Annotated in this window: 11 protein-coding genes and 2 pseudogenes; 4 read left to right on the top strand and 9 right to left on the bottom strand. The window is 67.6% G+C overall.

The genetic code is table 11. The annotated features are described in order from the left end of the window. Positions 1-225: 225 nt before the first annotated feature. Positions 226-2,595 (top strand): annotated as a pseudogene (rpoD, locus tag HK415_RS04870) (RNA polymerase sigma factor RpoD). Between the two features lie 192 nt (positions 2,596-2,787). Then, positions 2,788-3,312: a hypothetical protein gene (locus tag HK415_RS04865; protein ID WP_171556992.1), complete on the top strand. Its 525-nt coding sequence runs from the start codon at positions 2,788-2,790 to the stop codon at positions 3,310-3,312. An 85-nt stretch (positions 3,313-3,397) separates the two neighbouring features. On the opposite strand, the gene HK415_RS04860 is transcribed toward HK415_RS04865, so the two are convergent. Both HK415_RS04860 and HK415_RS04855 read right to left on the bottom strand, forming a co-directional pair. Further along, a complete protein-coding gene (locus HK415_RS04860) occupies positions 3,398-4,717 on the bottom strand; it encodes a M20/M25/M40 family metallo-hydrolase (RefSeq protein WP_171556991.1) in 1,320 nt (439 codons plus the stop codon). Between the two features lie 31 nt (positions 4,718-4,748). After that, on the bottom strand, positions 4,749-5,243 hold the full coding sequence (locus tag HK415_RS04855) for a DUF3299 domain-containing protein (protein ID WP_171556990.1): 495 nt from the start codon (positions 5,241-5,243) through the stop codon (positions 4,749-4,751). Between the two features lie 60 nt (positions 5,244-5,303). Here HK415_RS04855 and HK415_RS04850 point away from each other — a divergent pair, with 60 nt between their 5' ends. Next, the gene (locus HK415_RS04850) at positions 5,304-6,431 is read left to right on the top strand and encodes an NAD(P)/FAD-dependent oxidoreductase (RefSeq protein WP_171556989.1); all 1,128 of its coding nucleotides are present in this window, start codon (positions 5,304-5,306) and stop codon (positions 6,429-6,431) included. Here HK415_RS04850 and HK415_RS04845 read toward each other — a convergent pair whose 3' ends face one another. From HK415_RS04845 to HK415_RS04835, 3 genes and pseudogenes are all read right to left on the bottom strand, one after another. Continuing rightward, a complete protein-coding gene (locus HK415_RS04845; RefSeq protein WP_171556988.1) occupies positions 6,432-6,677 on the bottom strand; it encodes a hypothetical protein in 246 nt (81 codons plus the stop codon). It lies immediately after the preceding gene. A gap of 73 nt (positions 6,678-6,750) precedes the next feature. Beyond that, positions 6,751-7,588, bottom strand: a pseudogene (locus tag HK415_RS04840) (class III extradiol dioxygenase family protein). A gap of 11 nt (positions 7,589-7,599) precedes the next feature. After that, positions 7,600-7,965 (bottom strand): protocatechuate 4,5-dioxygenase subunit alpha, encoded by a 366-nt coding sequence (locus HK415_RS04835; RefSeq protein ID WP_171556987.1) that lies wholly within the window; start codon positions 7,963-7,965, stop codon positions 7,600-7,602. A gap of 99 nt (positions 7,966-8,064) precedes the next feature. Here HK415_RS04835 and HK415_RS04830 point away from each other — a divergent pair, with 99 nt between their 5' ends. Next, on the top strand, positions 8,065-9,036 hold the full coding sequence (locus HK415_RS04830; protein ID WP_171556986.1) for a DMT family transporter: 972 nt from the start codon (positions 8,065-8,067) through the stop codon (positions 9,034-9,036). On the opposite strand, the gene HK415_RS04825 is transcribed toward HK415_RS04830, so the two are convergent. Genes HK415_RS04825 through HK415_RS04810 form a run of 4 tightly spaced genes read right to left on the bottom strand, consistent with a single transcriptional unit; the run spans position 9,033 to position 13,867 of the window. Next, complete coding sequence (locus HK415_RS04825) at positions 9,033-9,827, bottom strand: enoyl-CoA hydratase (RefSeq protein ID WP_171556985.1); 795 nt, start codon at positions 9,825-9,827, stop codon at positions 9,033-9,035. The two genes, HK415_RS04830 and HK415_RS04825, sit on opposite strands and share 4 nt — an antisense overlap. Further along, positions 9,824-11,029 (bottom strand): CaiB/BaiF CoA transferase family protein, encoded by a 1,206-nt coding sequence (locus HK415_RS04820; RefSeq protein ID WP_171556984.1) that lies wholly within the window; start codon positions 11,027-11,029, stop codon positions 9,824-9,826. Before HK415_RS04820 ends, HK415_RS04825 begins: the two co-directional genes overlap by 4 nt. Before the next feature lie 19 nt (positions 11,030-11,048). Next, positions 11,049-12,119 (bottom strand): ABC transporter ATP-binding protein, encoded by a 1,071-nt coding sequence (locus tag HK415_RS04815; protein WP_171556983.1) that lies wholly within the window; start codon positions 12,117-12,119, stop codon positions 11,049-11,051. Further along, positions 12,116-13,867, bottom strand: a complete 1,752-nt coding sequence (locus HK415_RS04810) for an ABC transporter permease (RefSeq protein ID WP_171556982.1) — start codon at positions 13,865-13,867, stop codon at positions 12,116-12,118. Before HK415_RS04810 ends, HK415_RS04815 begins: the two co-directional genes overlap by 4 nt. Positions 13,868-13,884 lie beyond the last annotated feature (17 nt).

Here is a 13,884-nt window from a genome sequence, read left to right as displayed (position 1 = left end):
TAATGTAGGGTTTGCTACGCGGCAAGAGCGACAGCAGCACCTCCGGACCGGCCCTCCGCGCACATTGCGCGGCGCCCCAAGCGGGCACAGGCCACATCACCGCAAGGACTGCACACCAAATGTTCGCCCACCCATCTTGCCCGTAAGGCCCAGGTCGGCCTTTCTTCACCCGCGCCGGGTTCGTCGTGGCGCATTTTTGTTCCTGCTGTCCTGTTCAGAGGTCGTATGCCCGTTCAAAAGTCCGCGAAGCCGTCTCCCGCTGCGAAACCTGCCGACCGAAAGTCAGTCCAATCCACATCCCAAACCTCCGCCAAGGCCCAGCTGAAGGTCGTGAAGACCGACAAGAAGCAGCCCGCGACGAAAGCAGCCAAGAACGTGCCCACGAAGTCCCCGCCAAGGTCGAAAAGGCCTCCGCCAAGGAAGAAGCGAAGAAGCCCGCCAAGGGCGCCGCCCCTGCCGATGAACCGGTGAAGAAGAAACCGGGCCGTCCGCCCAAGGCGAGCGCCGAGGTCGCGACGCCGCCCAAGGCCACCACGGGTGCCAAGCGGGGCCGCAAGCCGAAGGCGGCGGAACCTGCCGCCAAGGGCGAGGAAGACGTGGACCTGGCCGACGTCGAAGCCGAATTCGAGGACGGCGAGCCGGTCGTCGAGGAAGTGGCCGCGGTCGCGGAGAAGGCCAAGCCCCTGCGCATGAAGATCAGCAAGGCGAAGGAACGCGCCTTGATGAAGGAATTCGGCCTGGACGAGACGATCCTGACCGAAGAGGAAATGCTCAAGCGCCGCCAGCGCCTGAAGAGCCTGATCAAGCTGGGCAAGACGCGCGGCTACCTGACGCACGCCGAGATCACCGACCACCTGCCCGAGAAGCGGTGGACGCCGAGACGCTGGAAGTCGTGGTGTCCATGCTGAACGACATGGGCGTGGCCGTGTACGAGCAGACGCCCGATGCCGAGACGCTGCTGCTGACGAACACCGGCCCCACCGCCGCGACCGAGGAAGAAGCCGAAGAGGAAGCCGAAGCCGCCCTGTCCACCGTGGACAGCGAGTTCGGCCGCACCACCGACCCGGTGCGCATGTACATGCGCGAGATGGGCACGGTGGAACTGCTCACGCGCGAGGGCGAGATCGAGATCGCCAAGCGCATCGAAGGCGGCCTGATGGCCATGATGGAGGCGATCTCCGCCTCGCCCGCCACCATCGCCGAGATCCTGCGCCTGGCCGCGGAGATCCGCGAAGGCAAGATCGTCATCTCCACCATCGTCGACGGCTTCTCCAACCCGAACGAAGCCGACGACTACGTGGCCGAAGAAGACTTCGACGAGTTCGACGCCGACGACGATGACGACGGCTCGGGCGGCTCCAAGGCGCTGACCCGCAAGCTCGAGGAGCTGAAGGCCCAGGCGCTGGAACGCTTCGACCGTATCGCGACCCTGTTCGAGAAGGTCCACAAGGTCTACGACAAGGAAGGCTGGGGCACGCCCTCGTACCACAAGGCGCAGAAGGCCCTGTCCGAGGAGCTGATGAGCATCCGCTTCACGGCCAAGACCATCGAGAAGCTGTGCGACATGGTGCGCGGCCAGGTGGACGACATCCGCAAGAAGGAACGCGAGCTGCGCCGCATCATCGTGGACAAGTGCGGCATGCCGCAGGAAACCTTCATCAAGGAATTCCCGCCCAACCTGCTGAACCTGCGCTGGGTGGAGAAGCAGGCCGCCGCCGGCAAGCCGTGGAGCGTGATCATCGCGCGCAACGTGCCCGCCATCCAGGAACTGCAGCAGAAGCTGACCGACCTGCAGTCGCAGGTGGTGGTGCCGCTGCACGAACTGAAGGAAATCAACCGCCGCATGAACGAGGGCGAGGCCTCGTCGCGCGAGGCGAAGAAGGAGATGATCGAGGCCAACCTGCGCCTGGTGATCTCCATCGCCAAGAAGTACACCAACCGCGGCCTGCAGTTCCTGGACCTGATCCAGGAAGGCAACATCGGCCTGATGAAGGCGGTGGACAAGTTCGAATACCGCCGCGGCTACAAGTTCTCGACCTATGCCACGTGGTGGATCCGCCAGGCGATCACCCGTTCGATCGCGGACCAGGCGCGCACGATCCGCATCCCGGTGCACATGATCGAGACCATCAACAAGATGAACCGCATCTCGCGCCAGCACCTGCAGGAGTTCGGCTTCGAGCCGGACGCCAGCATCCTGGCGGCCAAGATGGAGATCCCGGAAGACAAGATCCGCAAGATCATGAAGATCGCCAAGGAGCCGATCTCCATGGAAACGCCGATCGGGGACGACGACGATTCCCACCTGGGCGATTTCATCGAGGACACCGGCAACACGGCGCCGATCGAGGCCGCCATGCAGGCCGGCCTGCGCGACGTGGTCAAGGACATCCTCGACTCGCTCACGCCGCGCGAAGCCAGGTGCTGCGCATGCGCTTCGGCATCGAGATGAGCACGGACCACACGCTGGAGGAAGTTGGCAAGCAGTTCGACGTCACCCGCGAGCGGATCCGCCAGATCGAGGCCAAGGCGCTGCGCAAGCTCAAGCACCCGAGCCGCAGCGACAAGCTGCGCAGCTTCATCGACACGCTGTAAAGATTGCAGCTCCACAAAGGCCCTTCGGGGCCTTTTTTCATGCCTGTTACCCGCTGAGCAGGCACGGCCTACGCCCATGGCCGCGCTGGACGCACGCCGCGAGGGCGGTGCACCGATAGCCCGCGTGCGCTGCTGCGGGTGCAATGGTGCTATCGCGAAGCGGCGCTTCGCACCCACAAGGAGAAAATCACCATGAAGAAGTTCATCCTCACGGCCGTGGCGGCGGGCGCACTCGCCGTCGGCGGGGCGGCCTCCGCGCAGGACATCGGCAGCGTCCTCAGCGGCATCTTCGGCTATGGCCAGCCGACCTACCAGACCTACCCGGGCTATCCGGCCTACAGCAACCGCGGCATCCCCGCGGTGGTGGCGGGCACGCAGCCCTACAACACGCAGCCTTACGGCACCTACGGCGCCAACGTGTACGGCAACAACACCTATGGCGGCACCACCTATGGCAGCCAGGTCTATGTCGACCAGTACGGCCGCCAGGTGACGATCGACCAGTACGGCCGCCAGGTGCTGGTGCAACCGAATACGGGCAGCTACGCCATCACCGGCTACGACCAGTGGGGCCGGCCGATCTACGGCAGCACCACGTACGGCAGCACGACCTACGGCACGACGACCTATGGCGGCGGCTACAGCAGCTGGGACCGTGACGGCGACGGCGTCGCCAACGCGCAGGACCGCTGGCCGGACGACCGGCGTTACTGGTAACGCGCCCAACGAAAAAGCGGCCTTCGGGCCGCTTTTTTCGTTTCGTAGGCTGGGGTGAGCGCGAAGCCGAACCCCAGCGGTCACGTCAGCGCTTCGGCAGCAGCGGCTGCACCACCCCATCGATCCCCACCAGCGACACGATGGTGAGGAACTGGCTTTGCGGCCCCAGCCAGGCGTTCACCGGCGAGTACCACTCCCCGGGGCCGTGCGAGCCGCCGCCGATGCCGCCGCTGCCCAGCGTCACCGCCGGGATGCCCAGCGAGATCGGCAGGTTCGAGTCGGTGCTCGACGCCATGATCGACTTCACCTCGCCGCCGACGGCCGCGATGCCCTTGCGCGCGGCATGCACCATCGCCGAATCGATGGACCCGGCGCCTGCGGGACGGTCGCCCACCAGCTTGAACTCCACCTTGATCACGTCCTTCTGGTTCCAGCGGGCGTTTTCCTCGGCGGCTGCCTCGCGGGCGAGCTGCAGCATGCGCTCTTCCAGCTTCTTCAGTTCCTCGGCGCTGTTGGAGCGCATGTCGAGACCCAGCTCCGCTTCCGCCGCGATGGCGTTGACCGATGTGCCGCCCTTGAGCGTGCCGACGGTGAAGGTCGTCTTGGGGCTGTCCGGCGTGCGCACTTCGCTGATCTTGGCGATCGCGCGGCCCAGCGCATGCGTGGCCGAGGGCAGCCCGAAGGCGGAGAAGCTGTGGCCGCCCGGGCCGGTGTAGATGATGCGGTAGCGGCGGCTGCCGGTCGCCTGGTTGACGATGCGGCTGATGTCGATGCCGTCGAAGGAGATGAAGCCGTCGACGTTGCGGTTCTCGCGGAAGAAGGCTTTCACGCCGCGCAGGTCGCCCAGTTCCTCCTCGCCCACCGTGCCGACGAACACGATGTCGCCCACGGTGCGGATGTTGCCCTGGTTCAGCGCCCGCACGATGGTCAGCAGCGATGCGAGGCCGCGGCCGTCGTCGTAGATGCCGGGGGCGGAATAGCGGTTGTCCTTCACCTTCACCTTGACGTCGGTGCCCTCGGGGAACACCGTGTCCAGGTGCGCCGAAACCACCAGCACCGGGCCGCGGCCGGTGCCCTTGCGCACGGCGATCACGTTGCCTTCGGCGTCGATGCGCGCGTCGGCCAGCCCCAGCGCCTTCAGGCGCTTGAGGTATTCGGCGGCCCGCACCGATTCCTTGAAGGGCGGCGCCGGGATCTCTGTCAGTTCGATCTGGTCCTTCAGCGTGCGCTCGTCCTCGGCGCGGATGAAGTCCAGCGCCTGCTTCACGGCGGGCGCCGCGGCCAGCCGGCCGAAGGCGGCCTCGGTGGCGGGATGGATCGCGGGCGGATCCTGGGCCCAGGCGGGGGCCGCGAGGGCCGTGCTGAACGCCACCGCGAGCGCGGCGACGAGCTGTCGTCTCATCATGTCGTTGTCTTCAGGAGGGAGGGAAAGGAATTCAGTTCAGCGTGCCGGGTTCGGCATCGACGAGGCGGTAGAACATGCCGGCCGGATCGTTCGGCAGCAGTTCCAGCCGGCCCTGCACGACCACGGGTTCGAGCGAATACTTCACCGCGCTTTTCGCCTGCACTTCCACCATGGCCTCCGGGCCGGCGGTCAGGCAGAACGGGCAGCTGGGCGACCAGGCGGACAGCAGGAAGCGGCGGTGCACCTGCCCCGCTTCGAGCGGCAGGATGTAGCCTTGCACCTTCACGGCCTTGCCGTGCAAGGGCCTGAGCGGGCCGGGGAAATCGGGACCGAGCTTGCCGTCGACGCGGCGGATCGCCGTCTTCGACAGCAGCGACCAGGGCACGGCCCCCTTGGCATCGGGCAACATGCTGGTCTGCGGGTCGTGCGGCGGTTGCGGTGCCTGGGCGGACGCGGCCGCCGCGGCGAACGCCAGCACGAGGCCGGCCGCCCCGCGGGCGAGTTTTTCCAGGACGTCCCAACGCATCCAGCGAGTTTAACTGCGCCGCGGGGCCGAGCCGTTGGCATGCTACCTAGAATCAACCCCATGACGCAGCAAGCGGATTTCGTGATCGTGGGCGGCGGCATCGCCGGTGCCTCGGTCGGCTACTTCCTGGCGCCCCATGCCCGCGTGGTGGTCGTGGAGCGCGAGGCGCAACCCGGCTACCACTCCACCGGGCGATCGGCCGCACTCTTCCTGGAAAGCTACGGCACCCCGCAGGTCCGCGCCCTCACGCGCGCCAGCCGCGCCTTCCTGGACGCGCCGCCACCCGGCTTCTCCGAGCACCCCGTGCTGGGGCCGCGCGGCTGCCTGCTGGTCGCGGCGCCGGGGCAGGAGGAACTGCTGCAGGAGCACTGGGAGCTGCTGCGCGCGATGACGCCGCACGCGCGCCGCCTGACGGCCGCCGAGGCGCTGGACCTGGTGCCGGTGCTGCGCCGCGATCGCCTCATCGGCGCGGTGCTGGAGCCGGAAGCCAACGACATGGACGTGCACGCGATCCACCAGGGCTACCTGCGCGGACTGCGGCGTGCCGGCGGCGCGGTGGTGTGCGATGCCGAAGTCACCGGGCTTGCGCGCAAGGACGGCGCGTGGGAAGTGGCCACCCCGGCCGGGACCTGGCGCGCGCCGATTGTGATCAATGCCGCAGGCGCGTGGTGCGACGTGGTCGCAGCGCTGGCCGGCGTCCCCACCATCGGCCTGCAGCCGAGGCGGCGCTCCGCCTTCACCTTCGCGCCGCCGGCCGGCGTGGACACGCGCCACTGGCCCTGCCTCATCAGTGCCGACGAAACCTGGTACGTGAAGCAGGACGCGGGCATGCTGCTCGGCTCGCCGGCCAATGCGGACCCGGTGGAACCGCAGGACGTGCAGCCGGAAGAACTGGACATCGCCCTGGCGATCGACCGCATCCAGCAGATGACCACGCTGGAGATCCGCCGGCCCGCGCGCACCTGGGCCGGACTGCGCTCCTTCGTGGCGGATGGCGACCTGGTGGGCGGCTTCGATCCTGCCGCGCCGGGCTTCTTCTGGCTGGCCGCGCAAGGCGGCTACGGCATCCAGACCTCGCCGGCGATGGGCGAAGCCTGCGCCGCGCTGGCGCGCGGCCTGCCGCTGCCGCAGCAGATCGCGGAGTTCGGATTGACCGAAGCGATGCTCAGCCCCGCGCGCCTGCGCTGATCAGAACATCGTTTCCTGGTACCGGTCGTTCTTGCCGTCGCTGCGCGGGCGCAGCAACTGCACCTCCGGCTCCGCGCTCGCCTCGGCCACGTAGCACTTGCCGCATTCGGGGCAGGCGTACTCTTCCCGGTGGGGATGGTCGGGCACCTGCGTGGCCAGCACGCGGAAGCGCGCGCCGCAGTAGCCGCAGGATCGCTCGAAGATGCTCAGGCTCCCGGTGATGGCGGGCTCCATGGCATGTTTCATGGGGTCCTCCTCTGGTGAAGACGGACCCGGCCAGTATGCGCCCGCGGCCGCGCGGCCACAAGGCGCCCGCTGCCTACGCCAGGGGCTCCAGCGCCATCATGCCCGCCGCCGTGTTGGAGATCGGGATGTGGTAGTTCGCATGCACCTGCGCGCACCCGCCCCGGCACCGCGCCGCGCGTGGCCAGCCACATCAGCAGTTCCACGCCCTGGGTGCCGGTCTTCTCCACCAGCTCATGGATGCTGTACTGCGTGGCCCATTCCGGGTCGTTCACCAGGCTGTCCATGAACTTCAGGTCGAAGGTCTTGTTGATGAAGCCGGCGCGCTCGCCATCGAGCTGGTGCGACAGGCCGCCCGTGCCGATCACGACCACGCGCTTGTCGCTGTCCCAGGCGCGGATCGCCTCGCCCACCGCCTGCCCGAGGGCGAAGCAGCGGCGCGCGCTCGGCAGCGGGAACTGCACGGTGTTGATGCACACCGGCACGGTGGCGACGGGCACGCCCTTGGGCCAGAACAGCTTCAGCGGCAGGGTGAACGCGTGGTCCACCAGCATCTCCTGGCAGGTGGTGACGTCGAATTCCCTGTCCACCAGGTGCTCGATGATGTGCCACGAGAGGTCCAGCTCGCCCTTGAAGGGCGGCAGCGTCGGGATGCCCCAGCCTTCGTCGGCGTTGCGGTATTCGGGCGCTGCGCCGATCGCGAAGGTCGGCATCTTGTCCAGGAAGAAGTTCAGGCCGTGGTCGTTGTAGAAGACGACCGCCACGTCCGGCTTCACGTCCTTGAGCCACTCGTGCACCGGCAGGAAGCCGTCGAAGAAGGGCTTCCAGTAGGGCTCGCCCTGCAGCCCCTTGGCAATAGCGCCGCCGATGGCGGGCACGTGGGAGGTGGTCAGGCCACCGACGATCTTCGCCATGCGTGTCCTCCTCAGGCCGCGCGCGGTGCGGGTTGGTCGTTCTGGCGCACCAGCCGCGCCTTGAATTCGTCCTTGGACAGGCCGGTCTGCAGCGCGCCGAGGTCCTGCACGTCCAGGCCGAGGATCCCGGCGAACTTGGCGAGGTAGTAGACGTTGCCGCCGGCCGCCAGCAGCCCCAGCACGTCGCGCTTGCGGATCGCCTCCGCCTGCGCCGGCGCGAGGCCGTAGTGCGCCATGTAGGCCTCCTCGTCGCGCTGGAAGCTGTCCCGGTTCACCTGGTCGTTGAACGAGAAGCACATGCGGTTGAGGGCGTAGCCCTTGCGGGCCTGCGTGCCGTCGAAGATGATGGTCCCGGGAATGCCGGCTTTGTTCTGCATGCCGTGTCTCCTTTCGCGAACCAGTATGGAAGCCGGAAACTGGCTTCCGACTGATCTGGATCAAACACGGGCCGCGGCGGCGCTAACATGGCGCCTCGCATGAACTTTCCCACCACGGACGCGGCGCGCGCGGCCAACCGGCGCGGCATCCTGGCGATGGCGGGCGGCATGGCCTGCTTCGTCGTCAACGACTCCCTCGTCAAGCACGTCAGCGAGTCGCTGCCCGGCCCGCAGCTGATCTTCCTGCGCGGCATCTTCGCCACCCTGCTGCTGGTGGCCATCGCGCACGGCATGCGCGCCACGGCGCGCCTGCAGGACCTGCTGGACCGGCGGGTGCTGCTGCGCGCCCTGTTCGACGCCTTCGCCACGATGGCCTACCTCACCTCGCTGTTCCACCTGCCGATCGCCAACGCCACCGCGATCAACATGGCGACGCCGCTGTTCATCACGCTGTTCGCGGTGGTGGCTTTCAAGGAGCGGGTCGGCGCCGGCAGGTGGCTGGCGATCGCGACCGGCTTCACCGGCGTGCTGCTGGTGGTGCAACCCACGGGTGCCGCCTTCAATGCCTACGCCCTGCTCTGCCTGGGCGGCACGCTGCTGCACGCCAGCCGCGACCTGATGACGCGCGTCATCGATCGCGGCATCCCCTCGATCCTGATCACGCTGAGCACGGCGATCGCCGTCACCGTGCTGGCGGGCGCGTGGAGCCTGTTCTCGGAATGGCGCGACTTCCGCGCCTCGCAAGCTGGGCCTGCTGGCGGCCGCCAGCGTGTTCCTCAGTGGCGGCTACTTCCTGCTGACGGTGGCCATGCGCGGCGGCGAGATGAGCCTGATCGCCCCCTTCCGCTACACGGCGCTGCTGTTCGCGATCGTGCTGGGGTATGCGGTGTGGGCGGACATCCCGAACGTGATTGCGTGGGTGGGGATAGCGCTGCTGGTGGCGGCTGGCCTGTACGTGCTGCACGGCCAGGGCCGGGGACCGTCATTCCCGCGGAGGCGGGAACCCGAGGCGTCGGAAGACCAAGGCGCAAGCCTTGGGTCCCCGCCTCCGCGGGGATGACGAATCCTTAGCGCCCCGTGAACTTCGGCTTGCGCTTCTCCATGAACGCCGTGCGCCCTTCGACGTAATCGGCGCTCTCGAAGCAGCGCCGCACCACGGCCTCGCACAGCGCGTCGTCGCGTTGCGATTCGTCCTTCAGCGCCTGCGCCACCAGCGTCTTGATCGAACCCACCGTCAGCGGCGCATTGGCCGCGATGGTGCCGGCGTAGTCGCGCACATAGGACTCCAGCCCGTCCACCGGCACCAGCCGGTTCACCAGCCCCATGGTCACCGCTTCCTGCGCGCTGAACTGGCGGGCCGTGTAGAAGATCTCGCGCGCGAACGAAGGGCCGACCACGTCGACCAGCTTGCGCACGCCGTCGAACTCGTAGCCCAGCCCCAGCTTGGCCGCCGGCACCGCGAAGGTCGAACCCTCCGCCGCGATGCGCATGTCGCAGGACAGGGCCACCGACACGCCACCGCCCACGCAGTAGCCGCGGATCATGGCGATGGTCGGCTTGTTCACGTTGTGCAGCGTCGCGGTCGCGCGGTGCGATACCGCGTTGTAGGCCTCGATGGTTTGCTGGCTGGAACGCTTCTCCTCGAACTCGGAGATGTCCGCGCCCGAGACGAAGGCCTTCTCGCCCGCGCCCTTGAGCACGATCACCCGCACCTCGGGGTCCTCGGCGAACGCACTGACGGCATCGAACAGCCCCTGCCACATCGGCAGCGAGACCGCGTTGTGGCGCGCCGGATTGTTGAAGGTGATCCAGCCGATCCCGCCGTCCTTCTGCGCGATCATGCGGTCGGTCTGCAGTTTCATGCCGGCACTCCGGTGGACTTCACGACGCCTTCGGCCAGCAGGCTGCGCACCTGCGCTTCGCTGTAGCCGACGGCCCGCAGCACCTCCTCGGTGTGCTGGCCGTGCAGGGGCGCGGGCTTGCGGATCTCGGTCAGCTCGCCGCTCGACTTGACCGGCAGGCCCAGCGTCTTCATGGCCCCGATCTTCGGATGGTCGATGTCGTACACCATGCGGCGGTGCTGCACCTGCGGATCGGACAGGGTCTGGTCGTAGGTGTAGACGGGACCACCCGGCACGCCGGCGGCATCGAGCTTCTCCACCCAGTGGGCGGTGGGCTGCGTGACCAGCACCGACTCGATCAGTTCCTGCAGGGCCTCGACGTTCTTCACCCGCAGCGGGTTCTTCTCGAAGCGCGGGTCCTGCAGCCACTCGGGCCTGTTCACCACCTGCTCCACGAAGGCGCGCCACAGCTTGTCGCCGCTGGCTCCCACCGTGACGTAGCCGTCCTTGGAGCGGAAGGCCTGGTAGGGCGCGGAGCGGCGGTGCCGCGTGCCGGTGGCCGTGGGCTTCTCGCCGCCGCCGAACCAGGCGCCGAACTCCCAGATGCTCCAGGCCAGGCCGGCCTCCAGCAGCGAGGTCTCCAGGTACTGGCCCTGGCCGTGGCGCAGCTTGCCGATCAGCGCGCCGAGGATGCCGTACAGCGTGGTCACGCCGCAGGCGATGTCGTTCATCGCGATGCCGACCTTGGCCGGCCGGCCGCCCGGATGGCCCGTCATCATCATGATCCCGGACATGCCCTGGGCGATGATGTCGAAGCCGCCCTTCTTGCCGTACGGGCCGGTCTGGCCGAAGCCGGACATGGACGCGTAGATGATCCCGGGGTTCACCTTCTTCACGTCCTCGTAGCCCACGCCCAGCTTCTTCACCACGCCGGGGCGGAAGTTCTCGATCATGATGTCCGCCTGCGCGGCCAGCATCATCACGATCGCCTTGCCTTCGGCGGCCTTCATGTCCACCGAGATGCTCTTCTTGTTGCGGTTCAGGACCGCGAAGCAGTAGGACTCGTCGTTGACCTTGGGTTCGAAATTGCGGGTGCTGTCGCCATCCAGGCTTTCGAGCTTGATCACTTCGGCGCCCAGGTCCCCCAGCACCATCGTGCAGTAGGGGCCCGCCATCACGTTGGTCAGGTCGAGGACGCGGATGCCTTCGAGGGGCAGGGGCATGGGGAGGCTGTCTTTCTGTTCAGTGGAGGACGGTGATCTGGGAACAATCGATCTCGGCGTAGATTTTCTGCCCGACTTCGAACACGTCGGCCGGGCGGGCGCTGACCCGGATCGGTTCCACCGATGGTGCCACGGTGATGTGGTAATCCCACGACTCGCCGAGATAGGAGCGCCGCTGCACGCTCGCCTCGACGCAGCAGCGCTGGTCGCGCTCGGCCGGCTTGTCGCGCGACAGCGCGATGCACTGCGGCCGGATCGAGATCTGCACTTCCTGCGGCAGCGGGCCGTCGCTGGCCAGCGCGCCCGCCGGCAGCCGGAAGCCGCCGAAATCGACGCCGTCGTCGCGGCGCGCGCCGGTCAGGAAGTTGGTGCGGCCTATGAAGCCGGCCACGAAGCGCGTCTTGGGGTGGCGGTACAGCTCGAAGGGCGCATCGAGCTGCTCGATGCGGCCCTTGTTCATCACGGCGATGCGGTCGGAGGTGACCATGGCCTCGGCCTGGTCGTGCGTGACGTAGACCATGGTCATGTTGAATTCGTCGTGCAGGCGGCGGATCTCGTAGCGCATCTCCTCGCGCAGGTTGGCGTCCAGGTTGGACAGCGGCTCGTCGAGCAGCAGCACGGCCGGGTTCACCACGATGGCACGGGCCAGCGCCACGCGCTGCTGCTGGCCGCCGCTCAGTTCGGCGGGGTAGCGGTCGCGCAGGTGCTTCAATTGCACCACGTCGAGGATCTTCTCCACGCGCTTCTGGGCATCGGCCACCGCCACCTTCTGCAGCTTCAGGCCGAAGGCCACGTTCTCGTACACCGTCATGTTCGGCCAGATCGCGTAGCTCTGGAAGATCATGGACATGCCCCGCTTCTCCGGCGGCAGCGTCGACTGCGGCGAGGAGATCACCCGGCCATCGAGCTCGATCGTGCCCTCGCTGGGCGAGATGAAGCCGGCGATCATGCGCAGCGTCGTCGTCTTTCCGCAGCCCGAGGGCCCCAGCAGCGACACCAATTCGCCGTCGCGCAGGGAGAGGTTCAAACCTTCCACGACGTTCACGCTTCCGAAGGTCTTCGATACGTTCTTCAACACCAATTGGCTCATGCGACCGTCGTCCTTCTCAACATGAAGTCCCGCCCCATCAAACGGAAGCCGAGCAGGATCAGCGACACCGTGATCACCACCAGCACCAGGCCGATGGAGGCGAGCATCTCGAAATTGCCTTCGTCGCTCTTGTCGAACAGCAGCACCGAGAGCACCTGGGTGTTGATCGAGTAGAGGAAGATCGCCGTGCTCAGCTCGCGCGTGGCGGGGATGAACACCAGGATGAAGGCGCCCGCCATGCTGCGCTTGAGGACCGGCATCACAACGTAGCGGATCGCCGTCAGGCGCGAGCCGCCCAGCGTGCGCACCGCCTCCTCCAGCTCGGGGTTGATGCTGCGGATGGCGGCATTGCTGTTCACGTAGGCGATCGGCAGGAAGCGCGTCGTGAAGGCCAGGATCAGGATCCAGGCCGTGCCGTACAGCACCAGCGGCGGTTGCGTGTACGCCGCATAGAAGCCGATCGCCAGCACGATGCCCGGCACCACGAAGGGCGCCATGGTCAGGAAGCCCAGCACGCTGCCCACGTGCCGGTTCACCAGGTTCCGGTTGGTGATGTAGGCGATGCACATGGCCAGCACCAGCGCGATCAGCGAGGCCGTGCCCGCGTACAGGAAGGTGTGCAGCGTGGCCGTGCGCGTGAGGTCGTTGTCCACCACCACCGCGACCAGGTTGCGCAGCGTCAGGTTGTCCAGCGAGAAGCCGCGGCCCCAGGCCTTGGCGAAGGCGGCCTGGCAGATCACCACCAGCGGCATGAAGAAGGACAGCGTGCAGACGAACAGGCACCAGCCCAGCATCGGCCACTTCCAGGGGCCCAGCGGCACCGGCCGCCGCTCGCCGCCCTTGCCGGTGAGCGAGACGTAGCCCTTGCGGTGCGTGATGCGCCGCTGCACCCAGAACAGCAGGATGGTGATCACCAGCAGCGGCATGGCGTAGGCCGCGGCCAGGCCGATCTTGGGCGGGAACTCGAAGAACTGCCACAACTGCGTGGTCACCACGTGGAAGCGTGCCGGCAGCGCGATCAGCGCGGGCGAGCCGAACAGCGCGATCGCCTCCAGGAACACCAGGATGAAGGCGCCCAGGATCGCCGGCAGCACCAGCGGCAGCGTGATCAGCCAGGTGGTGCGCAGGTTGCCGGCCCCCAGGATGTTGGCCGCGTCCTCCATCTCGGAAGACACCAGGTCCAGCGCCGACTTGGTCAGCACGAACACGTAGGGGAAGCTGTAGCAGGCCACCACCAGCACCAGCCCGGGCATCGAATAGATGTTGAAGGGCCCGGAAGACGCACCCGTGAGCGCGACGTAGGCCTTGTTCAACCAGCCCGCATTCGGCCCCGCCAGCAGGATCCAGCCCACCGCCCCCAGGTAGGGCGGGATGATGAAGGTGCCGAGGATCGCGACCCACACCAACCCCTTGAAAGGCATGTCGGTGCGCGACAGCGCCCAGGCCATCGGCACGCCGAACACCAGGCACAGCGCGCCCGCGGACACGCCGAGGATCAGCGAGTTGAGCAGCGCCTCCAGGTAGCGGCTGCGGCCGTAGGCGCCGGCGTAGTTGGCGAGCGTGAAGGCGCCGTTGGCGTCCTGGAAGCTGACGACGAACAGGCGCAGCAGCGGGTTGACGACCAGGAACACCAGGACGGCGATCGCCACCAGCCAGACGATCGCCGACTTGTCCCAGTGGCGCCAGCGCTGCGCGAAGCCGCCGGCCGGCAGCGCCGCCTCGTCCAGCGTGGTCTTGACGTAGGCCATGGACCGGGGCGGCCGCC

The organism is Ramlibacter montanisoli (genome assembly GCF_013087525.1).
Classification (GTDB): domain Bacteria; phylum Pseudomonadota; class Gammaproteobacteria; order Burkholderiales; family Burkholderiaceae_C; genus Ramlibacter; species Ramlibacter montanisoli.
The sequence above is the reverse complement of the archived record's forward strand: the minus strand, read 5'-3'. Positions and strand labels throughout refer to the sequence as shown.

Bases quoted from the DNA above. Each gene is read 5' to 3' on its own strand.
- HK415_RS04865 (WP_171556992.1), top strand. From the start codon at position 2,788: ATGAAGAAGTTCATCCTCACGGCCGTGGCGGCGGGCGCACTCGCCGTC.
- HK415_RS04830 (WP_171556986.1), top strand. From the start codon at position 8,065: ATGAACTTTCCCACCACGGACGCGGCGCGCGCGGCCAACCGGCGCGGC.
- HK415_RS04855 (WP_171556990.1), bottom strand. From the start codon at position 5,243: ATGCGTTGGGACGTCCTGGAAAAACTCGCCCGCGGGGCGGCCGGCCTC.
- HK415_RS04820 (WP_171556984.1), bottom strand. From the start codon at position 11,029: ATGCCCCTGCCCCTCGAAGGCATCCGCGTCCTCGACCTGACCAACGTG.
- HK415_RS04815 (WP_171556983.1), bottom strand. From the start codon at position 12,119: ATGAGCCAATTGGTGTTGAAGAACGTATCGAAGACCTTCGGAAGCGTG.
- HK415_RS04825 (WP_171556985.1), bottom strand. From the start codon at position 9,827: ATGAAACTGCAGACCGACCGCATGATCGCGCAGAAGGACGGCGGGATC.
- HK415_RS04860 (WP_171556991.1), bottom strand. From the start codon at position 4,717: ATGATGAGACGACAGCTCGTCGCCGCGCTCGCGGTGGCGTTCAGCACG.
- HK415_RS04845 (WP_171556988.1), bottom strand. From the start codon at position 6,677: ATGAAACATGCCATGGAGCCCGCCATCACCGGGAGCCTGAGCATCTTC.
- HK415_RS04835 (WP_171556987.1), bottom strand. From the start codon at position 7,965: ATGCAGAACAAAGCCGGCATTCCCGGGACCATCATCTTCGACGGCACG.
- HK415_RS04850 (WP_171556989.1), top strand. From the start codon at position 5,304: ATGACGCAGCAAGCGGATTTCGTGATCGTGGGCGGCGGCATCGCCGGT.
- HK415_RS04810 (WP_171556982.1), bottom strand. From the start codon at position 13,867: ATGGCCTACGTCAAGACCACGCTGGACGAGGCGGCGCTGCCGGCCGGC.